This window comes from Enterobacter cloacae complex sp. P14RS (assembly GCF_014895895.1).
Classification (GTDB): domain Bacteria; phylum Pseudomonadota; class Gammaproteobacteria; order Enterobacterales; family Enterobacteriaceae; genus Enterobacter; species Enterobacter bugandensis.
In genome coordinates this window covers 278,889-300,348 of record NZ_JADBQM010000021.1, presented here as the reverse complement: position 1 = coordinate 300,348, position 21,460 = coordinate 278,889, and the positions used below count along the sequence as shown (strand labels likewise).

Annotated in this window: 18 protein-coding genes; 6 read left to right on the top strand and 12 right to left on the bottom strand. The window is 56.6% G+C overall.

Going from position 1 to position 21,460, the window contains the following annotated elements; all coding sequences use genetic code 11:
- Position 1: 1 nt before the first annotated feature.
- Positions 2 to 436: a DMT family transporter gene (locus tag IM295_RS17450; protein ID WP_028013065.1), complete on the bottom strand. Its 435-nt coding sequence runs from the start codon at positions 434 to 436 to the stop codon at positions 2 to 4.
- A gap of 95 nt (positions 437 to 531) precedes the next feature.
- On the opposite strand from IM295_RS17450, the gene IM295_RS17445 reads away from it, so the two are divergent.
- The gene (locus IM295_RS17445) at positions 532 to 1,464 is read left to right on the top strand and encodes a LysR family transcriptional regulator (RefSeq protein ID WP_047365246.1); all 933 of its coding nucleotides are present in this window, start codon (positions 532 to 534) and stop codon (positions 1,462 to 1,464) included.
- Between the two features lie 5 nt (positions 1,465 to 1,469).
- On the opposite strand, the gene IM295_RS17440 is transcribed toward IM295_RS17445, so the two are convergent.
- Both IM295_RS17440 and IM295_RS17435 read right to left on the bottom strand, forming a co-directional pair.
- Entirely contained in the window at positions 1,470 to 2,498 is a 1,029-nt protein-coding gene (locus IM295_RS17440; RefSeq protein WP_193067065.1) for a methionine synthase, read from the bottom strand.
- Between the two features lie 23 nt (positions 2,499 to 2,521).
- Positions 2,522 to 3,496: a DUF1852 domain-containing protein gene (locus IM295_RS17435; protein ID WP_069732301.1), complete on the bottom strand. Its 975-nt coding sequence runs from the start codon at positions 3,494 to 3,496 to the stop codon at positions 2,522 to 2,524.
- Between the two features lie 254 nt (positions 3,497 to 3,750).
- Here IM295_RS17435 and IM295_RS17430 point away from each other — a divergent pair, with 254 nt between their 5' ends.
- Positions 3,751 to 4,290, top strand: coding sequence for a DUF2058 domain-containing protein (locus IM295_RS17430; protein ID WP_059357036.1), 540 nt, complete (start codon positions 3,751 to 3,753; stop codon positions 4,288 to 4,290).
- A gap of 7 nt (positions 4,291 to 4,297) precedes the next feature.
- Here the strand turns inward: IM295_RS17430 and IM295_RS17425 are convergent, their stop codons facing one another.
- Together IM295_RS17425 and azoR are read right to left on the bottom strand one after the other, a co-directional pair.
- Positions 4,298 to 4,984, bottom strand: coding sequence for an RluA family pseudouridine synthase (locus tag IM295_RS17425; RefSeq protein ID WP_193067064.1), 687 nt, complete (start codon positions 4,982 to 4,984; stop codon positions 4,298 to 4,300).
- Positions 4,985 to 5,073: 89 nt separating this feature from the next.
- Positions 5,074 to 5,679, bottom strand: coding sequence for an FMN-dependent NADH-azoreductase (azoR, locus tag IM295_RS17420; protein WP_008502313.1), 606 nt, complete (start codon positions 5,677 to 5,679; stop codon positions 5,074 to 5,076).
- Between the two features lie 205 nt (positions 5,680 to 5,884).
- On the opposite strand from azoR, the gene hrpA reads away from it, so the two are divergent.
- Positions 5,885 to 9,787, top strand: a complete 3,903-nt coding sequence (hrpA, locus tag IM295_RS17415) for an ATP-dependent RNA helicase HrpA (protein WP_193067063.1) — start codon at positions 5,885 to 5,887, stop codon at positions 9,785 to 9,787.
- 54 nt (positions 9,788 to 9,841) lie between these two features.
- On the opposite strand, the gene IM295_RS17410 is transcribed toward hrpA, so the two are convergent.
- The 4 genes from IM295_RS17410 to IM295_RS17395 form a co-directional block, all read right to left on the bottom strand.
- Positions 9,842 to 10,501 carry an O-methyltransferase gene (locus IM295_RS17410; protein WP_193067062.1) on the bottom strand — a complete coding sequence of 220 codons (660 nt, stop codon included), beginning with the start codon at positions 10,499 to 10,501 and terminating at the stop codon, positions 9,842 to 9,844.
- A 102-nt stretch (positions 10,502 to 10,603) separates the two neighbouring features.
- Complete coding sequence (locus IM295_RS17405; RefSeq protein ID WP_193067117.1) at positions 10,604 to 11,983, bottom strand: efflux transporter outer membrane subunit; 1,380 nt, start codon at positions 11,981 to 11,983, stop codon at positions 10,604 to 10,606.
- Positions 11,983 to 13,062 carry an HlyD family secretion protein gene (locus IM295_RS17400; RefSeq protein ID WP_028013076.1) on the bottom strand — a complete coding sequence of 360 codons (1,080 nt, stop codon included), beginning with the start codon at positions 13,060 to 13,062 and terminating at the stop codon, positions 11,983 to 11,985. Before IM295_RS17400 ends, IM295_RS17405 begins: the two co-directional genes overlap by 1 nt.
- Positions 13,063 to 13,084: 22 nt before the next feature.
- On the bottom strand, positions 13,085 to 14,737 hold the full coding sequence (locus IM295_RS17395) for an MFS transporter (protein WP_032644875.1): 1,653 nt from the start codon (positions 14,735 to 14,737) through the stop codon (positions 13,085 to 13,087).
- A 202-nt stretch (positions 14,738 to 14,939) separates the two neighbouring features.
- Between IM295_RS17395 and IM295_RS17390 the strand changes: the two genes are divergently transcribed.
- On the top strand, positions 14,940 to 15,734 hold the full coding sequence (locus tag IM295_RS17390; protein WP_193067061.1) for a YdcF family protein: 795 nt from the start codon (positions 14,940 to 14,942) through the stop codon (positions 15,732 to 15,734).
- A gap of 53 nt (positions 15,735 to 15,787) precedes the next feature.
- On the opposite strand, the gene gap is transcribed toward IM295_RS17390, so the two are convergent.
- Complete coding sequence (gene gap / locus IM295_RS17385) at positions 15,788 to 16,789, bottom strand: type I glyceraldehyde-3-phosphate dehydrogenase (protein WP_028013079.1); 1,002 nt, start codon at positions 16,787 to 16,789, stop codon at positions 15,788 to 15,790.
- Positions 16,790 to 16,977: 188 nt separating this feature from the next.
- Between gap and cybB the strand changes: the two genes are divergently transcribed.
- The gene (cybB, locus tag IM295_RS17380; protein WP_032644876.1) at positions 16,978 to 17,508 is read left to right on the top strand and encodes a cytochrome b561; all 531 of its coding nucleotides are present in this window, start codon (positions 16,978 to 16,980) and stop codon (positions 17,506 to 17,508) included.
- A 44-nt stretch (positions 17,509 to 17,552) separates the two neighbouring features.
- On the opposite strand, the gene IM295_RS17375 is transcribed toward cybB, so the two are convergent.
- Positions 17,553 to 18,620: an oxidoreductase gene (locus IM295_RS17375; protein ID WP_193067060.1), complete on the bottom strand. Its 1,068-nt coding sequence runs from the start codon at positions 18,618 to 18,620 to the stop codon at positions 17,553 to 17,555.
- Positions 18,621 to 18,633: 13 nt separating this feature from the next.
- A complete protein-coding gene (locus IM295_RS17370; RefSeq protein WP_028013082.1) occupies positions 18,634 to 19,377 on the bottom strand; it encodes a DeoR/GlpR family DNA-binding transcription regulator in 744 nt (247 codons plus the stop codon).
- Positions 19,378 to 20,093: 716 nt separating this feature from the next.
- Between IM295_RS17370 and IM295_RS17365 the strand changes: the two genes are divergently transcribed.
- Positions 20,094 to 21,431 (top strand): TolC family outer membrane protein, encoded by a 1,338-nt coding sequence (locus IM295_RS17365; RefSeq protein WP_041910078.1) that lies wholly within the window; start codon positions 20,094 to 20,096, stop codon positions 21,429 to 21,431.
- The last annotated feature ends 29 nt before the right edge of the window (positions 21,432 to 21,460 follow it).

The following is a 21,460-nucleotide window of genomic DNA, read 5'->3' as shown; positions in this document are numbered from 1 at the left end:
CTTACCCCTTTGCGACCAGTACCAGTGCGGCAATAATAAAAACCAGCGCCACGATGCGTCTTGCGTTTATCTTCCTGTGCGGCGTACCCAGCAGGCCAAAGTGGTCAATGATCAGGCTTTTAAAAACCTGACCTGCCAGGATGCCGATCATCGTCAGAGCGATGCCGATAGCGGGGGTGGCGATAGTCAAAATGACAACGTAAACAGGACCCAGCACGCCGCCAAGCAGCTGCCAGCCGGGCTGTGCGAAAAACGACGGACCGTTGCGCGGGCTGAAAAACAGCATCAGCAGAAAGGTCAGCGCAGCGCCGACCCCGAAAATGCTGAACGTGGCCCATAAATCGCCCACTTCTCCCCCTAACGGCCCCAGCAAACCTGCCTCGACGGAGAGACCCATCCCGCCGGCAATCACCAGTAAAATCAATACAAACTGCATTATGCTTCCTCCATTATCAGGCGAAGAAGATTACGTCGGTAGACATGTGAGAAAAATGCCATAATGCAGGAAACACCTTTGCAGGAAATGCATTAATGTCAGATGCCGGAAGCATGAACCTTCGCTCACTGCTGCTGTTTATTGCCGTCTATGAAACGCAGAACTTTTCCGTCGTTGCGCGACGGGAGGGAATTTCTGCCTCGCAGGTGTCGCGGATTATTCATCAGCTTGAGGACGCGCTCGGCCAGCAGCTGTTCTATCGCAATACCCGGGCGGTGATCCCCACGGAAAACGGGCATCTTTTTATCCGCTATGCCCGGGCGATGGTGGATAACTTCGAAGAGGCGCGTCGGGAGCTGGATGAACGTTCGACCGAACCCTCCGGCACGGTACGCATTAACGGGCCGGTATTTTTTGGACAGAGGCATGTTGCACCCGGCCTGGCAGGCCTGGCCGAGCGTTATCCACGGTTAACCATAGAGCTGACGCTGACCGATGACTTTATCGACCCGCACCGGGATGCCGCCGACCTCATTTTTCGCATCGGCACGCTGACGGACTCGACGTTCCACGCCCGCATCTTCGGGCAGCAGCGCTACCATCTTGCCGCGTCGCCCGCGTATCTGCGTCAACACGGCGTACCGGCCGACCCGGCCGAGCTGAGCCAGCATAAATGCCTGGTGTATCGCGGTTCGTCTGGCCCTAATCGCTGGCTTGTGCGACGCAAGGGGGAGAATTGGGTGCACTATCCCGTGGCGCCGCTGATGACGTCCAATAATGCGGAGTCGCTGCTCATTGCCGCGCTGGGTGGAATGGGAATCGTCCTGTTTCCGGACTGGCTGATTGGCGACAGGCTGCAGCGGGGGGAGCTGGTCGCTCTTATGCCGGAAATGGCGTGCGCTATCAATACGGAGCCGCTGAATATTGCGGCGATCTATCCTCACGCACGTCATCCGCCCCTGAACGTCAGGGCGGTGATTGATTATTACGTGGCGTTTTTCGGCTCGCCGCCGTACTGGCAAACGTAAGGCAATTACGCGCCGAGTTCCTTGCGGATAATTTCTGCGCCGGCGCTGAGCGCTTTCAGCTTACCGTTAGCCACCTGACGGGAGAGGGGAGCCATGCCGCAGTTGGTTGAGGGGTAAAGCTTGTCGGCGTCGACGAACTGCAGCGCTTTACGCAGGGTGTCGGCGACCTCTTCTGGCGTTTCGACGGTGTTGGTTGCCACGTCAATCGCCCCAACCATCACCTTTTTACCGCGAATCAGCTCCAGCAGATCCATCGGTACGCGGGAGTTGTGGCACTCCAGGGAGATGATGTCGATGTTAGAGGTTTGCAGCTTAGGGAAGGCCTCTTCATACTGGCGCCATTCTGAGCCGAGCGTCTTTTTCCAGTCGGTATTGGCCTTGATGCCGTAGCCGTAGCAGATGTGTACCGCGGTTTCGCATTTCAGACCCTCAATGGCGCGCTCGAGCGCGGCGATACCCCAGTCGTTGACCTCATCAAAAAAGACGTTAAACGCCGGCTCGTCGAACTGGATAATATCCACGCCCGCGGCTTCTAATTCGCGCGCTTCCTGGTTGAGAATTTTGGCGAATTCCCAGGCCAGCTTTTCGCGGCTTTTATAATGCGCGTCGTAAAGGGTGTCGATCATGGTCATTGGCCCTGGCAGGGCCCATTTGATCGGCCTGTCCGTGAGCTGGCGCAGGTACTTTGCATCGTCCACGAATACCGGCTTCTGACGCGCAACGGCAGAAACCACGGTCGGCACGCTGGCGTCGTAGCGGTTACGAATGCGCACCGTCTGGCGATTTTCAAAATCGACGCCGCTCAGGTGTTCAATAAAGGTGGTGACGAAGTGCTGACGGGTCTGTTCCCCGTCGCTGACGATATCGATTCCCGCACGGATCTGCTCGTCAAGAGACAGGCGCAGCGCATCCTGTTTACCTGCTAGTAATTCCTGAACCTGCAGTTTCCACGGAGACCAGAGCGTTTCAGGTTGCGCAAGCCAGGTCGGCTTAGGCAGGCTGCCAGCCGTAGACGTCGGGAGCAATGTTTTCATAATAAAAGACCTTTTTTGATGAATTAAAGCGTGTAGTTATCAGACCACTGCTCGAGAATGTGTTTATAAGGCTTAATGAAATATTCTTCGGTAAATCGACCCTGTTCAATCGCCAACCGGCTTCGCTCTTCGCGGTCATAAACAATTTTGGTTAATGAATGATCCTGCTGGTTCAGGTCCGGGCGATAAAACAGTCCCGCCGCCGAGTTCGCGTTATAAATTTCCGGGCGATAGATTTTCTGGAACGTCTCCATCGTGCTGATGGTGCCGATCAGTTCCAGATCGGTGTAATCGCTCAGCAAGTCTCCGGTAAAGAAGAACGCGAAAGGCGCCACGCTGTTCTCAGGCATGAAGTAGCGGACCTTCAGGCCCATTTTTGCGAAGTACAGTTCCGTTAACGATTCGCCATCCGGCGCGTACTCAATACCCAGAACAGGGTGCTGGTTACCGGTGCGGCGATAGGTGTCTTTGCTCGAGACGCTCAGGCAGATCACCGGGCCCTTTCTGAAGTTCTCTTTGTATTCCTGCGAGTTCACAAAATGACGGAAAATATTGCCGTGCAGTTCGCCAAACTTTTCCGGAATACTGAAGTGCTGCTGGTTCTTGTTGTGCTCCAGCAGCAGGACGCTGAAATCATAATCCCGCACGTAAGAGGAGAAGTTATTCCCGACAATGCCTGCGATACGCTGGTTATTTTTCTTGTCGACAATATACGTCTGCAAAATCTCAATGGCCGGGAACGGCTTTTCCGCGCCAATGTTCAAATCGACAGAGATGATTTCAAGCTCAACCGCGTAGCGATCGGCGGTCGGGTTATCCCAGCGCGCCAGGGCATTAAAGCGGTTGTTGATCATCACCAGCGTATTGCGCAGGTTTTCCTGACGTTTTTCCCCACGTGCCAGGTTGGCAAAGTTGGTGGTCGTACGCGTATTTTCTGACGGGTTGTAATTCTCATCGAAGCAACTGCGCTTAAGGGTATATGTGAAAGCTTTGCTCATTGTGGTTATGCATCCTAAGTTCATGTTGCTAAGAAGTTACTAATGCATAATTTATGCCTGAGCCCGCGGCGCAGGGGAAGTGACTTAATTTCAATGCAACATGAGGGAAGTTCATGAAGTGTAATGCTCGCGGTGTTGCTGCCTTTATTGCCGGGTGGCGCTGCGCTTACACGGCCTACGATTCTCCTAATGTCGCACTCTTTACTCAATTCCCGCTATAATCCCCAAAATTTCCAACCGGTTTAGAAACGATCATGACAAAACTCACCTTACAAGAGCAGATGCTGAAAGCGGGCCTGGTCAGCAGCAAGAAAGCGGCGAAAGTGCAGCGCACGGCAAAGAAATCACGCGTTCAGGCACGTGAGGCTCGTGAAGCGGTAGAAGAGAACAAGAAGGCGCAGATCGAGCGTGACAAGCTGCTGAGCGAGCAGCAGAAGCAGGCAGTACTCGCGAAAGAGTTTAAAGCGCAGGTGAAGCAGCTGATCGAGATGAACCGCATCACCGTGGCGAAGGGCAACATCACCTTTAACTTCACCGACGGTAATCTGATCAAAAAAATTGAGGTCGACAAGCAGACGCAAACCCAGCTGATCAACGGCCGTCTGGCCATTGCGCGCCTGGTGCTCAATGCAAACGGCGATTGTGAATACGCGATCATTCCGGCGGTGGTGGCTGATAAAATTGCCCAGCGCGATGCCGACAGCATCGTGTTAAACAGCGCGCTCAGTCAGGAAGAGCTGGACGAAGACGATCCGTACGCGGACTTCAAAATTCCTGACGATTTGATGTGGTAAACCGCGTTCAAAACGGGGCGGCGTGGCGGGCGTTAACCGGCTCTCCGCTCACGGGATGAATAAAATTCAGCTCGCTGGCATGCAGCATCAGCCGGGGCGTTTCCTTAGCCCCCGGCGCGTCAAGACCGCCATACAGATCGCAGCCCAGAATAGGGTGCCCGAGCTGTTGGCAGTGGATGCGCAGCTGGTGGGTTCGCCCGGTTTCCGGCGTCAGTTCCACCCGCGTTAACGGCACTCCTGTCCCCCGAAAAAAACGTTCCACCACCCGATAGCGGGAACGGGCGGGTTTACCGTTGATGGCGCAGATCGACATCAGCGGGAACAGCGCCGGGTCTTTGGCAATGGGCGCGTCTATTATTCCCTCGTCGTTTTCCAGATGCCCATAAAGCAGGGCGCTGTAGACTTTCTCCACGCTGCGCTGGCTGAACTGCTGGCAAAGCGCCGCGTTGATGGCCTTATTGCGCGCAACCACCATCAGCCCGGACGTGCCGAAATCCAGACGGTGTACCAGCGTGCAGCCGGGGAACGTCTGGACCAGACGATAATGGACAGAATCGAGGTTTTGCGGGTTTTTGCCCGAGAGGCTGAGCAGGCCAGAAGGCTTATTAATCACCAGCAGATGATCATCCTGCCAGAGGATCTCAATGTCGTCGTGACACGGTGGGGCAATAAAAGAATCGATAATCGCAGACATCAGGCCGCCCGGCTGGAGAGTGGATGCGGATGATAGCGAAATGCGGGGAAAAGAAAAACCCTCCCACCGGGCGGTGAGAGGGGGAAATCTTACGCGGCTACCAGGCTGTCGATGGCGGCTTTCGCGTCGGTCTGCGCTTTGGTCGCCACTTCAGGACCGTAAGCGATGCCTTCCGCGAACACGAAGTTCACGTCAGTGATGCCGATGAAGCCCAGGAACAGGCTCAGGTACGGCGCAACCAGGTCAGTTGGGGTATCTTTATGAATACCGCCACGGCTGGTCAGGACGATCGCACGCTTGCCTTTTACCAGACCTTCCGGGCCGTTCTCGGTGTAGCGGAAGGTTACGCCAGCGCGCGCCACCAGGTCGAAGTAGTTCTTCAGCTGGGTAGGAATGTTGAAGTTGTACATTGGGGCGTTGATGACGATAACGTCGTGCGCCTGCAGCTCAGCAATCAGCTCGTCGGACAGGGCCAGGGCTTCCTGCTGACGCGGGGACAGTGGCGCATCGCTTGGGCGCAGCGCGCCAACCAACTCGCCGTCCAGCACAGGAATAGGGTTTGCTGCAAGGTCACGCACGGTGATTTCGTCTGCAGAATGCTGTTCACGCCACTGTTCAACGAAGTAATCAGACAGCTGACCAGACTGAGAGTACCCTGCCAGAATACTGGATTTCAAAACTAATACTTTGCTCATGGGTGATTCCTGTTGTTGCATTTGATTGAAGGGGGGTGCCCCGTTGCTTGTTGACACTTTATTCACAATCCTGCCACAGAGATAGCGCAATATATCGAAGTCTATGTTCGAATTTTTTGAATAAGGCGCTAAAAGCGTCAATGTGGTACTCTATAGCAATCATTAAAAAGAGATTTTATCCGGCAGAGCACTGCCCGTTAACGCTATGACAGAACAACAAAAATTCACCTTCCCGATGCTCCTGCAACAGCTTGATTCCCTGATGCTGCGCGATAAACAGCGGTTTTCCCGCCGGCTGCACGGCGTGAAGAAGGTTAAAAATCCTGATGCACAACAGGCCATTTACCAGGAGATGGCCAAAGAGATTGAACAGGCGGCAGGGAAGGTTGTGCTGCGCGAAGCCGCGCGTCCGGCGATCACCTACCCGGAAAACCTGCCCGTCAGTCAGAAGAAACAGGACATCCTTGAGGCCGTCCGCGACCACCAGGTGGTGATTGTCGCGGGGGAAACCGGTTCGGGAAAAACCACCCAGCTGCCGAAAATCTGTATGGAGCTGGGCCGCGGGGTGAAGGGGCTGATTGGCCACACCCAGCCGCGTCGTCTGGCGGCGCGCACCGTAGCGAACCGTATTGCCGAAGAGCTGCAGACGGAGCCGGGCGGCTGCATCGGCTACAAGGTGCGATTCAGCGACCACGTCAGCGACAGCACCATGGTCAAGCTGATGACGGACGGTATCCTGCTGGCGGAAATACAGCAGGACCGCCTGCTGATGCAGTACGACACCATCATCATCGATGAAGCGCACGAGCGCAGCCTGAACATCGACTTCCTGCTTGGCTATCTTAAAGAGCTGCTGCCGCGTCGCCCTGATCTGAAAATCATCATCACCTCCGCGACCATCGACCCGGAGCGCTTCTCAAAACACTTCAACAATGCGCCGATTATTGAAGTGTCGGGCCGCACCTATCCGGTGGAAGTGCGCTATCGCCCGATTGTGGAAGAGGCGGATGATACCGAGCGCGACCAGCTGCAGGCCATCTTCGACGCTGTTGACGAGCTGGGCAACGAGAGCGCGGGCGACATCCTGATCTTCATGAGCGGCGAGCGCGAAATTCGCGATACTGCCGATGCGCTCAGCAAGCGCGACCTGCGCCACACCGAGATCCTGCCGCTGTATGCCCGCCTGTCCAACAGCGAACAGAACCGCGTCTTCCAGCCACACAGCGGACGCCGCATCGTGCTGGCGACCAACGTGGCGGAGACCTCGCTGACCGTACCGGGGATTAAATACGTGATCGACCCGGGCACGGCGCGCATCAGCCGCTACAGCTACCGCACCAAGGTTCAGCGCCTGCCGATTGAGCCGGTCTCCCAGGCGTCTGCTAACCAGCGTAAGGGCCGCTGCGGCCGCGTGTCGGAAGGGATCTGTATTCGTCTTTATTCCGAAGACGATTTCCTGTCGCGCCCGGAGTTTACCGACCCGGAAATTCTGCGCACCAACCTGGCGTCCGTTATCCTGCAGATGACCGCGCTGGGGCTGGGCGACATCGCGGCGTTTCCGTTTGTGGAAGCGCCGGACAAGCGCAACATTCAGGACGGCGTGCGTCTGCTGGAAGAACTCGGGGCGATTACCACCGACGAGCAGGCAACGGTCTATAAGCTGACGCCGCTGGGCCGCCAGCTCAGCCAGCTGCCGGTCGACCCGCGCCTGGCGCGCATGGTGCTGGAAGCGCAAAAGCACGGTTGCGTGCGCGAGGCGATGATCATCACCTCGGCGCTCTCCATTCAGGACCCGCGCGAGCGTCCGATGGACAAACAGCAGGCGTCGGACGAAAAGCACCGTCGCTTCCACGACAAAGAGTCCGATTTCCTCGCCTTTGTGAACCTGTGGAACTACCTCGGCGAGCAGCAGAAAGCGCTCTCCTCGAACCAGTTCCGCCGCCAGTGCCGCGTGGATTTCCTTAATTATCTGCGCGTGCGTGAATGGCAGGATATCTACACCCAGCTGCGCCAGGTGGTGAAAGAGCTGGGCATTCCGGTGAACAGTGAACCGGCGGAGTACCGCGAAATTCATATCGCGCTGCTGACTGGCCTGCTGTCCCATATCGGGATGAAGGATGCGGATAAGCAGGAATATACCGGCGCGCGTAACGCGCGTTTCTCCATCTTCCCGGGTTCCGGCTTGTTCAAGAAGCCGCCGAAGTGGACCATGGTCGCGGAGCTTGTGGAAACCAGCCGCCTGTGGGGGCGCATTGCCGCGCGCATCGACCCGGAATGGGTTGAGCCGGTGGCTCAGCACCTGCTGAAACGCTCGTACAGCGAGCCGCACTGGGAGCGCGCGCAGGGCGCGGTGATGGCGACCGAAAAAGTGACCGTTTACGGCCTGCCGGTGGTCGCCGCGCGTAAGGTCAACTACAGCCAGATCGATCCGGCGCTCAGCCGCGAGCTGTTTATCCGCCACGCGCTGGTGGAGGGGGACTGGCAGACGCGCCACGCGTTCTTCCGTGAAAACCTGAAGCTGCGCGCCGAGGTGGAAGAGCTTGAGCACAAGTCCCGACGCCGCGACATTCTGGTGGACGATGAGGCGCTGTTTGAGTTTTACGACCAGCGCATCAGCCATGATGTGATCTCCGCCCGCCACTTTGACAGCTGGTGGAAGAAGGCCAGCAAAGCGACGCCAGACCTGCTCAACTTCGAAAAGAGCATGCTGATTAAAGAGGGGGCGGAGTCGGTCAGCAAGCTCGACTACCCGAACTTCTGGCATCAGGGCAACCTCAAGCTGCGTCTGACCTACCAGTTTGAACCGGGCACCGACGCGGACGGCGTAACCGTCCACATTCCGCTGCCGCTGTTAAACCAGGTCGACGAGAGCGGTTTTGAGTGGCAAATTCCCGGCCTGCGCCGCGAGTTGGTGATTGCGCTGATCAAATCCCTGCCGAAACCGGTGCGGCGCAATTTTGTGCCAGCGCCAAACTATGCGGAAGCGTTTCTGGGCCGCGTCACGCCGCTGGAACTGCCGCTACTGGACGCGCTGGAGCGTGAGTTCCGCCGCATGACCGGCACCACCATTGACCGCGAAGACTGGAACTGGGAGCAGGTGCCCGATCACCTGAAAATCAGCTTCCGCGTGGTGGATGATAAAAACAAAAAGCTGCTGGAAGGGCGTTCCCTCAGCGAGCTGAAAGAGGCGCTGAAAGGCAAAGTTCAGGAGACGCTTTCTGCGGTGGCGGACGACGGCATCGAGCAGAGCGGGCTGCATATCTGGAGCTTTGGCCAGCTTCCGGAAAGCTACGAGCAGAAGCGCGGCAACTATAAGGTCAAGGCCTGGCCGGCGCTGGTGGACGAACGTGACAGCGTGGCGATCAAACTGTTTGATAACCCGCAGGAACAGCAGCAGATGATGTGGCGCGGGCTGCGCCGCCTGCTGCTGCTCAACATCCCGTCGCCGATCAAGTATCTGCACGAGAAGCTGCCGAACAAAGCCAAGCTGGGGCTCTACTTTAACCCGTACGGCAAAGTGCTGGATCTGATTGACGACTGCATCTCCTGCGGCGTGGACAAGCTGATCCACGAGGCGGGCGGCCCGGTCTGGACGGAAGAAGGTTTTGCGAAGCTGCATGACAAGGTTCGCGCCGAGCTGAACGACACCGTGGTGGAGATTGCCAAACAGGTCGAGCAGATCCTCACCGCCGTGTTCAATATCAACAAGCGCCTGAAGGGGCGCGTGGATATGACCATGGCGCTGGGGCTGTCGGACGTGAAGGCGCAGATGGCGGGGCTGGTGTACCGCGGCTTTGTCACCGGCAACGGCTTTAAGCGTCTGGGAGATACGCTGCGCTATCTTCAGGCGATTGAAAAACGTCTGGAGAAAATGGCGATCGATCCGCACCGCGATCGCGCGCAGATGCTGAAGGTCGAAAGCGTGCAGCAGTCGTGGCAGCAGTGGTTAAACAAGCTGCCGCCGGCGCGTCGCGACGATGAAGATGTGCAGGAGATCCGCTGGATGATCGAGGAGCTGCGCGTCAGCTTCTTTGCTCAACAGCTCGGTACGCCGTATCCGATTTCGGATAAACGTATATTGCAGGCGATGGAGCAGATTTCCGCTTAACGTCCTTGCCCGGTTTTCTCCCTCTCCCACAGGGAGAGGGTCGGGCTGATGCCTTCACCCATTCACAATCGCCAGCGTAAACCCATCCCATCCCTTAACCCCCACCGTTTGCAGTGCGGTGGCGGTTAAGCGTGGGTTATCCCCCGTCATCTCTATAAAACGCCGCACGCCCAGCACGCGCGCGTCGTCGCTTTGCCCGTTAATGACCTCGCCGTCGCGGACCACGTTATCGCCGATAATCACCGTGCCGGGACGGGAATAGTGCAGCGCCCACTCCAGATAGCCGGGATTGTTTGGCTTATCGGCATCAATAAAGATCAGGTCGAACGGGGGAACGTCACCGAAATTCTCCAGCGAGTTCAGCGCCGGGCCTTCTATTAATTCAATACGATCGTTCAGCCCCGCGAGGCGAATATTCTGGCGGGCAACATCAGCATGCGTTGGGTCCGCCTCGAGCGTAATCAGCTTTCCGTCCGGCGGCAGGGCGCGCGCCATCCAGATAGAGCTATAGGCACCCAGCGTCCCGATCTCAAGAATGCGTCTTGCCTGCGTCATTCGCACGAACAGCGCCAGCAGCTGCCCCTGATTGGCCGCAACATCGTGTTCAGGTAGCCCGGTGCGTTTGTTGTTTTCAAGAACCTTCTGAAGAACCTCATCCTCAGGGATAAGCGAAGAAATCATGTAATTATCTACTGCAGACCATTGTTGTTGCATAGACTGACTCCTTTAGAGGGATTGCCGGGTGGCGGCTACGCCTTACCCGGCCTACGGGTGCGAAATGCAGGTCCGGTAAGCAAAGCGCCACCGGGCAGGTTTTCAGGCACTGACCCATCCTCCGCCCAGTGCTTTATACAAATCAATCTGCGCCAGCAGCAGGTTATTTTTGACCTGCACCACGTTGGTCTGGACCGAGTACAGCGTGCGCTGCGCGTCCAGCACGTCAAGATAGGATGAATAACCGTTGCGATAGCGGTTCTGCGCAATGCGCAGCGTCTCCCGGGCTACATCCTGCTGGGCAAGCAGCTCCGTCAGCTGTTCCTGATAGCGCATAATGGCATCAAGGCTGTTGTTCACTTCGGCAAACGCGTTACGCACGGTTTTTTCATACGCATACAGCGCCTGGTTACGCTGGGACTGGGAAATATCCACCTGCGCGTTCAGCGCCTGGCGGTTAAGCAGCGGGGCGAGAATGCTGCCGCCTGCGCTCCAGAGCTGGAGCGGGTTATCCAGCAGGCCGGAAAGGGTGCGATCCTGGATCGATCCGGTTGCGGTCAGGTTGATTGACGGCAGCAGGCTGGCGCGTGACGCGGCAAGCGAGGCGTCAGCCGCGACCAGCTGTCGCTCAGCCTGCACGATATCCGGCCGACGATTCAGGAGCGTGGAGGGCAGCTGTGACGGCAGCGTGAGCGGCGTCAGCGCCGCAAAGCTTTCGCTACGCGCTACCGCACCGGGATTGCTTCCCAGCAGCAGGCTCAGGGCATTCTCCTGCTGCGCAATCTGATGCCGCAGCACGGGCACCTGCGCTCGCGTTGAGCGAAGCTCGGAATCCGACTGCATCAGCTCCAGGCGCGAACTGTAGCCCGTCTCAAGCTGGCGTTTGGCAAGTTTAAACGCCTCTTCGCGCGATTTCAGCGTGGATTCGGTCACGCGCAGCTGTTCATCAAGCGAGAGCAGGGTGACGTACCCGGAGGCAACGGACGAGGCGACGGTGAGATCCGCAGCCGCGGCGGCGGCTTTTTGCGCCTCCAGCGAGGCTTCGGCGGCATTGGCCGCGCTGCGGTTGACGCCCCAGATATCAACATCATAGCTCGCCGTCAGGCTGCCTCTGTACAGCGTGCTGTAAACCGGCAACCCGGTGGCGGCGGATTGAGAACGGGCGCGCGTCCCGGTTACGCCCGCGTCGAGCGAAGGAAACAGGCTGCCGTCGGCGGCAAAGACCCGCGCCTGGTACTCGTTAATTCGTTCCCGCGCGATCAGCACATCGCTGTTATTTTTTAGCGCCTGGTCCACATAGCGGTTGAGGTTGTTGTCATGAAAATTGCGCCACCAGAGCTGTTCCGTCGGGCTGGCTGGCCCTGAGACGGCGCGCCATTGAGCCGGAATTTGCAGGGTCGGCTGCGCCGGCTTGACGTCAACGGACTGGCATCCGGCCAGCATGAGCGCCCCCACCAGCGCGGCTATCGGGCGAAGGATCATCACTTCGCCTCCCGCGTATCGATCGTTACCTGGACCGACATACCCGGACGCAGCAGCGCAGACTCTTCAGGCTTACCGAGCACCTCAATGCGCACCGGAATACGCTGGGCGATTTTGACAAAGTTACCGGTGGCGTTGTCCGGCGTGATGGCGCTGAATTCAACCCCGGTCGCCGGCGAGATGCTCTCTACGCGGCCCTGATACGCTTTGTTGTTTAAGGCATCGACGGTAAACTTCACCGGCTGACCGACGCGCAGCTCCGCCAGCTGGGTCTCTTTGATGTTGGCAATCACCCAGTGCTGCGGCGGTACCAGCGTAGTGAGGTGCGTTCCGGCAGTCACGTACGCGCCGAGACGCACGGCAATCTGGCCCAGCTGGCCGTCGCGCGGGGCGATAATGCGGGTGTTTTGCAGGTCAATCTGCGCCAGCTCCAGCGCCGCTTTGGCGTTTTCAACATCTGCCTCCAGCGCGCCGCGGTTCACAATCACCGTCTGCAGATCCTGACGCGACATCTCAAGCGTGGCTTTCGCCTGATCGATATCTGCGCTGCCCTGAGCCGCACTGGCCAGCGCGGCATCGCGCTCGCGTATGGAAAGCGACCCATCCGCCGTCAGATCCTTCACGCGCTTTAAATCCGCCTGGGTTTTCAGGCTCTGGGCGCGGGCATTTTTCAGCGCGGCTTCATTTTTGGCAATCGTCGCTTCGGCGCTTTTCCGCTGCTGCAGGTTGTTATTCAGCGCGGCAATTTTCATCGCCAGCTGCGCCTCGGCCTGATGGACGCGCTGGCGATAGATGCGGTCATCGATCTGCAACAGCAGATCGCCTTTTTTGACCTGCACAAAGTCCTGCACCTTCACCTCGGTGATATAGCCATTAACCTGGGGGCTAATGAACGTCGTCTGGCCGCGCACGTAGGCGTTGTCGGTAAACTGCGCGTGGCGGGTAAACGGCGGCAGCTGCCAGGCGTAAAGAATGACCAGCACGCCAACAATACCGATGGCAGCGGCGGTGAAAACGGAAACAATGCGCACATTTTTGCGGGTGTTGGCCTGCTCTTTGGCGGCATCCTGCTGACTCATAAACTCTCCAGAAATATTACAATTATTTGTTGCCGGTGGCGTTCTTCAGCGCCATACGGGCAGTAATGCGCAGGCGCAGCAAGCGCCATAAAATCCAGACCAGCGTGGCGGCAGCGATGCTTGCCGTCAGCAGATAAGTATCGTTGTAGGCCAGAATATTTGCCTCAAGGCTGGTCACCGTCTGTAGCTGGGTAATGGCCTGCGTTCCCAGCAGCGTACTGTCGCCAATCAGGCTTTTATACATCTGGGTATAAAGCTGAATCCGCTCGTTGACCAGCGGGTTAAGCGTGGTGAGCTGATCCGCCAGCAGGCTGGAGTGGTATTTCTCGCGCCAGGTCTGGAAGGTGCCGAGAATCGCCGATCCCAGCAGGCCGCCGAGGTTCTGGCTCATGCCAAACATGACCGAAAAGCTGACCAGGTTACGGGGGTCGGCTATTACCCCGCCAATGGCGGCCAGCATGGCGGGCGCCAGGAAGAAGGCGCTGCCGAAGCCCAGCAGGAACTGGCTGACCATCAGCTGATCCGGGCGGGTCAGGTTATTGGACTGGCTGTCCAGCAGCGAGGCAACAATCATCAGCGCCAGAGAGGTGATAATCGGCCACGCCAGCTTTGTGGGCTTGATGGTGAGGCAGCTGGTGACGATCCCGCAGACGATCCCGGCGAAAATGGACCACGCCAGATGGGTCATCTGCTCATTCTGTAACCCCACGTACTGCAGCCATCCGATGACGCCGGTATTTTGCTCCGCCAGCACGATGCGGATCAGCAGCATGATCAGCCCCAGGCGAACGATGCTGCCGCTCGACAGCCAGCGGGTGTTCAGCAGCGGGTTGGCGCGGTTATGTTCAAACACGATGGCGGAAACAATCAGCACCAGCGATAGCGCCAGCGACCAGCCGATCCACGGCGCCTCGAACCACCAGTCAAGACGGCCTAAAGAGAGCACGGCGCAGAGCAGGGCCATTCCGGGAGCCAGTAAAAAGAAGGTGACAAAGTCTTTCTTCTCGAAGACCTTGCGTCGGTCACCCGGCGGCAGTTTTAAGGCGATTACGCAGGCCAGGGAGATCAGCGCCAGCCCCAGTTCAAAGAAATAGAGCCCGCGCCACTCGTCCAGCTGGAGAAGCTCAGTGGAAAACAGACGCGCCAGCGGAATAGCGAGCGACGATCCGGTGATCCCGATGGTAAGCGCCTTCAGGCGATGCTTCGCAGGCCAGGCCTGGATTTGGTAGTAAATCCCCAGCGAGCTGAGCGCGGCGGCCACCATCCCGTGCGCGGCGCGTACCATCAGCGCGGAACTGAGGTCGTTAACGAACAGGTGGAAAAAGGTGACCAGCACGTACAGCACCAGAAAACCTTCCGTAAAGGCGCGCAGGCCGTACTGTTGACGAAATTTGACCAGCAGCAGGTTAATGGAGATGTTGGTCATCACATAGACTGCGGGCAGCCAGGCGATTTCGGTCGACCAGGCCCCGAAGGTTCCCTGCAGGTTTTGCAGGTTGGCGGTAACCACCGCATTGCCCAGTGCCCCCGTCAGGCAAACCAGCAGCCCAACGACGCCATAGGCGACGCGTTTTGGCGTACTGTGCTCGGGAGTGGAAGGCGAACCCAGCAGGGCGGGTTTCTCATGGGGCTGCCACTCGCGAGGAGCATAAGGGTCGCGTTCGGGCAGGCGCATAACGTCATTACCTTAGAAATGATTGAATAATTAGCGGGCTAGCGATTCTACGTCTGCCGCAAATGATAATTCAAGTGAATATGATTTGCGCATGTTAATCAAATGTACGAGAGAAATTTAAGGAAAAAGAGCGGCACGATGTCGCCGTTGTGTTGAGAACCTGAAGTCGCTACCCTGCAGGGATAGCGAGAAGGAGTTCATCATGGAACAGACCCATTTTCCCATCCTGCCGGATGCCACACTGGCGGCCATTAATACTGTCGGTGAATGGCTGGCGCAGGATGACCTGAGCGGCAGCCGCCAGCCCCCGGACGTCGATGCGGTAATTCTGGCAGGGAACGCGGTGATCCCGACCATTGAGGCAGCCTGCCGTATTGCCGCGCAGCGAGAAATCCCGCTCCTGATTAGCGGCGGTATTGGTCATTCAACCGCGTTTTTATATTCAGCTATCGGCAATCATCCGCGTTATCACACCTTACAAGTCGAAGGGCGGGCCGAAGCGAGCATTCTCGCCGATATTGCGCGGGCGTTCTGGCAGATCCCCGAGGCGCGCGTGTGGGTTGAAGATCGCTCCACCAACTGCGGTGAAAACGCGCGCTTTAGCTGGAACATGCTGAAAGAGCGTCAGCGGACAAGCGGGCGCGTGCTGGTGGTGCAGGACCCAACGATGCAGCGCCGCACGATGGCGACGTTTGCCCGCGTGTGCCGCGATGAACCCGCATCACCGCAGTGGATCAGCCATCCCGGGTTTACGCCAGCGCTGCAAAACGGCACTGAGGGCGTAGAGTTTAGTGGGGGCAACGCCGGGCTGTGGCCCGTTGACCGTTATCTTTCACTGGTTATGGGGGAACTGCCGCGCCTGTATGATGACGTCAACGGCTATGGCCCGGCCGGGCGGGATTTTATCGCCCACGTTGAATTCCCTGAAACCGTCACCGCCGCATGGAGACAGCTTCAACAGGACCCAGTCCTGAAGGTGGCGCGTAAAATCATCTGAGCACGGAACAATCCCCTCGCCCCATTGGGGAGAGGGTTAGGGTGAGGGGAGAATCACAGCGCCGCAAACTTATCCAGCGTCCGCACCAGCTGCGTCACAAACCCATACTCGTTGTCATACCAGGCAACGGCTTTCACCAGCTGCAGGTCTCCCGCTTCTGACACCTCCGTCTGCGTGGCGTCAAACACCGAACCATAGTGTGAGCCAATCACATCTGAAGAAACAATCTCGTCATCGGTATACCCGAACGATTTATTCCCCTGGGTCGCCTTTTTCAACGCGGCGTTGATCTCCTCGACCGTCACCTTTTTACCCAGAATCGCTACCAGCTCGGTTACCGATCCGGTTTTCACCGGCACGCGCTGGGCGTGACCCTTTAGTTTGCCGCTGAGCGCGGGGATCACCAGGCCGATGGCTTTCGCCGCACCGGTGGTATGCGGAATAATATTTTCTGCCGCCGCCCGCGAGGCGCGCAGATCTTTCCCGCGCGGGCCATCCACCAGCGCCTGGGTGCCGGTATAGGCATGAATGGTGGTCATGGTGCCCACTTTAATTTCAAACGCGTCGTTCAGGGCTTTTGCCAGCGGGGCGAGGCAGTTGGTGGTGCAGGACGCGACGGAAATAATAGTATCACTGGCGTCAATGGTATCGTCATTCACGCTATAGACGATGGTCTTCATCTCACCCGCGGGCGCCGAAATCAGCACTTTCTTCGCACCGGCGTCCAGGTGCGCCCGCGATTTTTCTTCTGAGGTATAAAAGCCGGTGCACTCCACGACGATATCCACGCCCGCGGCTTTCCACGGAATGTGCTTTGCCTCTTTTTCGGCGTACACCGCGATGGTTTTACCGTCGACAATCAGCGCATCCTCGGTGAAGTCCACGCTCCAGGGGAAGCCACCGTAGTTGGAATCATGCCTGAGCAGGTAGGCCAGGACTTTCGGGGAGGTGAGGTCGTTGATGGCGACGACGGTATTACTGTCCTGGGTTTCAAGAAGGCGGCGCAGCACAAGGCGTCCAATGCGTCCAAATCCGTTAATGCCAATTTTACTCATGGTGTTCTCCTGTGAACGTGTCGATACGACAGTTTGAACTCATCCAGGCTTAGACCATCACGGGCAGGGCAGCAATTGAAGATGCTTCATGCGAGGGGAAGTATTTGAAAAACCATACAGAAAAGTTAATGAATTTTTAAGGAAAGGAGATTATGTTGGCGCGGTGACTGTTTATTTCAGGAAATCCCATGCGCACTAAATATACAAGCCTGCAAATCACGATTCACTGGCTGGTGTTTTTGTTAATCGTCGTCGCCTACTGCGCGATGGAATTCAGAGGCTTTTTCCCGCGTTCCGATCGACCGCTTATTAACATGATCCACGTCTCCTGCGGCATCTCGGTTCTGGTGCTGATGGTGGCGAGATTGCTGATCCGCCTGAAGTTTCCCGCACCGCCCATTCAGCCTAAACCCAAAGCGATGATTACCGGTATGTCCCACCTTGGGCATCTGATCGTCTATCTGCTGTTTATTGCGCTGCCGCTGATTGGCATTGTAATGATGTATAACCGTGGAAACGACTGGTTCGCCTTTGGTCTGGCGATGCCTCACGCGGCGGAGGGGAATTTTGACCTGGTGGATGTGCTGAAGGAGTGGCACGTTACGCTGGCAAATCTGGGCTATTTCGTGATTGGTCTGCACGCCTTTGCGGCGCTGATGCACCACTATTTCTGGAAAGATAATACTCTTTTGCGCATGATGCCGAATAAGCGTCAGTAGTCTTTAACTCGTGCCGGGCGGCGCAGCGCCACCCGGCTTGTTTTTTAACCCACAAGAACACGCTCTTCATCAGTTAACGCCAGCGTCTGCGTTGACCCCGTCTCTGACGATTTCACCGCCGCTTCCAGAACAGCCATGACCGCTAACGCCTCGACAGGATGAACGGGATTGGCGATCTTCCCGAGCATCGCATCCCGCACGTTGATGTAGTACTGCCGCTGATCGCCCTTTGGCGTGGCAATCGTTTGGGGTTCACCATCAGCTCCGAAGAACACCATGCTGTCGTCGTCTTCGCCCCAGGCGTCGCTGCCGGGGATTACGCCAGCCAGCAGCTGCGCTTCCTGGCGATCGATTCTGGCTTTCACCACGCTGCCTTTGTCCCCGTGAACGGTAAAGCGCGCCGTACCGCCAGCCACCAGCATGCTGGCGTGCAGAACCACCTTATGATCCGGGTAATTGAGGACCACGTGCGCCCAGTCGTTAACCTCTGCGCCGTCGCGCAGCGTGGCAATATTTCCCTGAACAGACTCTGGCAGGCCAAACAGCTGAAGCGTCTGGTCGATCAGGTGAGGGCCCAGGTCAAACCACAGACCGCTGCCGGGGACGTTCTGCTCGCGCCAGCGCACGCGCACTTCCGGGCGGAAGCGGTCAATATGCGACTCCAGATGTTTAACCTTGCCAACCGTGCCTTGCTCAATAATCTGCTTAATGCCGAGGAAATCACTGTCCCAGCGGCGGTTGTGGAAAACGGAGAGCAGAAGCTGCTTTTCATCCGCCAGGGCAATCAGGTCCCGGGCTTCCTGCATATCCAGAGTGAAAGGCTTATCCACGACCACGTGTTTTCCCGAGTTCAGGGCCAGCGTCGCCAGCGGCGCGTGGGTGGCGTTAGGGGAGGCAATGACCACCAGGTCGACATCAGGATGTTGAATGGCTTCTTCGGGCGTGGCTACCACCAGCACATCCGGAAGATCGCGCTTCACTTTCTCTTCATCACGGGAAGAGACCACCGCCAGCTTGAGCCCGTCCACGGACTGGATCAGCGGGGCATGGAAGGTTTTACCGACAAAACCATACCCGATCAGCGCAATGTTGATTGTTTGAACTTTACTCATGACCTTCTCCACGTTATTGCGCGCACACCGTGACCCGTAATGCGCCAGGGTCCCCAAGCTCAGGCCAGGGACGATCTAAAAAGAGTTGATGAATATCGGTTAGCCCGGAGACCAGATACGGCTCGCAGCGGTTAACTTTCAGGTGATCGGCAACAATCCAGTGCGCATGGCTTGCGGCGAGCATCGCGCGTTTCACCTCGGCATCCGCTTCTTTACCGGCACTCAAACCGAGTTCGGCATGAAGGGCGCACGCCCCAAGAATGGCGATATCGGCCCGATAGCGTGACAGCAGGGACAACGTGGCGCTGCCGGCAAACAGGCGCTGCTTCGGGTCCCATTTTCCACCGAGCAGAATAAGCTCAATGTCTTCCCGGTCGCTAAAATGCTGGGCGATATCCAGCGAGGTAGTGATCACGGTGTGAGGCCCCTGCAGAAAAGTGGCGACGGCCATCACCGTACTGCCGGCATCCAGAAACAGGGTGGAACCCGGCGGAACCGCCTGCGCAACCTGTTTCCCCAGGCGCTGCTTTGTTTCCGGCAGCAGGGTATTGCGGCCCTGACGATTCATGGCCGAAAGATTCAGAGCAATAGCCCCGCCGTGATTCTTCTGGGCAAGCCCCTGATTTTCCAGATCGGTCAGATCCCGACGAACAGTGTCCGCCGAAACCTGCAGCTTTTCTGCCAGCTCGGTGATGCTGGCCTGACCTTGTTCACTGAGAATATCAAGGACATAGCGTTGACGTGCGGTTTTGTGCATGGGCAGCAATCCTGCAAAATGTCGCAATAAATTGCATAATACAGCATTTTGACGCAGAAGGAAGGAGTATCGTAAACCAGGTTGATGTTTAATTATTGGAATTATATTAAGCGGATATCATTAAGCCGTTCTGAATGTTAACCACAGTGTTAATGTTATGTTTTAATCAAGGATTTGGGTTATGTAACCAACGCATTGTTATTAATTGGTTGAATGTGCTGATATGAAATTAAAATAAAGCATTTAATGTCTGATTTATGTTTTTTATTGGAATTATTTTTCAACAAATCGATGGCTCTTACTTAAGTTGACACTTCTTTGAAAATCTTTGTGTCTGACCCGCTCAGAAATTAACGCAAAAATGTGCGCAGAGGAGATTAAGAATTTTCCTTAAATTACAGTGTGTTTTGATGTTTCATCTGAAAGGCTACTTTCGGAGTTTTGTCCAGAAACCCCATGTTTTTTCTTATATGTAACACCGCATTAACATTGTGGGTGTAGTGGCCTATACCACATTTTGTTATGCTGCAAATCAACTTATGAAATAAGTAATTTCTTAAATTTAATAAGACAAAGGCGGATCTCATCTCCATCGGAAATGGGTATGGGGAGCTTTACCTGAAATTTAGCGAGGAAGTTAAATAAGATATTTGTCTAATTATCTGTACCTCTTTTTGGGTAATTGCTTGAGTATCACTCAGAGTCAGGGAGATAAAATGACGATATTACGCAAGCCTGTTTCACGCCAATTTATAGCTACGCTGGCGTTAATTTCATTAGCCCTAAATACGGCTTATGCCAATAGTGGCGCGGTAGGTATTGCCCCGATGGCAACGACGACCTTAAAGGAAAGTATTCTTTTCGCTATCGATCGCGATCCGTCAATTAGCCAGCAGGCCGCGCAGTTAGGTATTGGTCAGGCGCAAATAGACGAGGCGCGCAGCGGCTGGATGCCGCAAATAGCGTTGAACGGGAGTACGGGGCATAGCCAGACCACCGATTCCAGCGGTTCGCTGAAGAACTCTGCGGCCTGGGGGGTGAGCCTGACCCAGCTGATATACGATTTTGGCAAGACCAACAACAGCATCAGCCAGTCTTCCGCACAGCGCGATAGCTACCGCTACCAGCTGATGAGCACGCTTTCTGACGTGGCGGAAAAAACGGCGCTCGGCTACGTGGAGGTCAAACGTTATTCCGATCTGCTACAGGCGGCAAAAGAGAATGTTCAGGCACTGAAAAACGTGGAGCAGCTGGCAAAACTGCGCGCCGATGCGGGCGTGAGTTCCACCTCCGATGAACTCCAGACCCGCACGCGTATTGCCGGCATGCAGGCGACGGTGGCGCAGTATAACGCCGCATTGAACAGCGCCCGCGCAAGGCTTGCGGTATTAACCGGAATGCAGGCAGATCATTATTCGCCGGTACCCGCAAACCTCGCCGTTGAGCCGGATTCGCTCAACCGCATTGATTATTCGTTAATACCGGCGGTAATGGCCGCGCAGAATATGGAACGTTCGGCCCAGTATGGCGTTGAAACGGCGAAGTCCCAGCACTGGCCAACCCTGAGCCTGAAGGGAGGACGCACGCGTTACGAGTCGGACAACCGCTCATACTGGGACGACCAGATCCAGCTCAATATTGACGCACCGCTTTATCAGGGCGGAGCGGTATCTGCACGCGTGCGTCAGGCTGAGGGTGCACGGGCGATGGCGTCCTCTCAGGTCGATCAGGCGCGTTTCGACGTGCTGCAAAAGGCCTCCGTCGCGCAAGCTGACTGGACCGGCGCACGGGGAAGAATGGAGGCCGGGAAGCGGCAGCTGGAAAATGCGCTGCGGGCCCGCGAGGTTTATAAAAATGAATACACCCTGAGCAAGCGGAGCATTAATGATTTGCTCAGCGTTGAGCAGGATGTCTGGCAGGCCACGTCGGCGAAAATAATCGCCGAGTATGATGGCTGGAGTTCGGCAATTAATTATGCTTCCGCGGTTGATAATTTAATGCCGCTTATTGGAATAGAGAAAAACGCTGCCGCAAAATTACCCGATTTGAGTTAACAAAAGCCACGCATAGCTGCACGAAATAA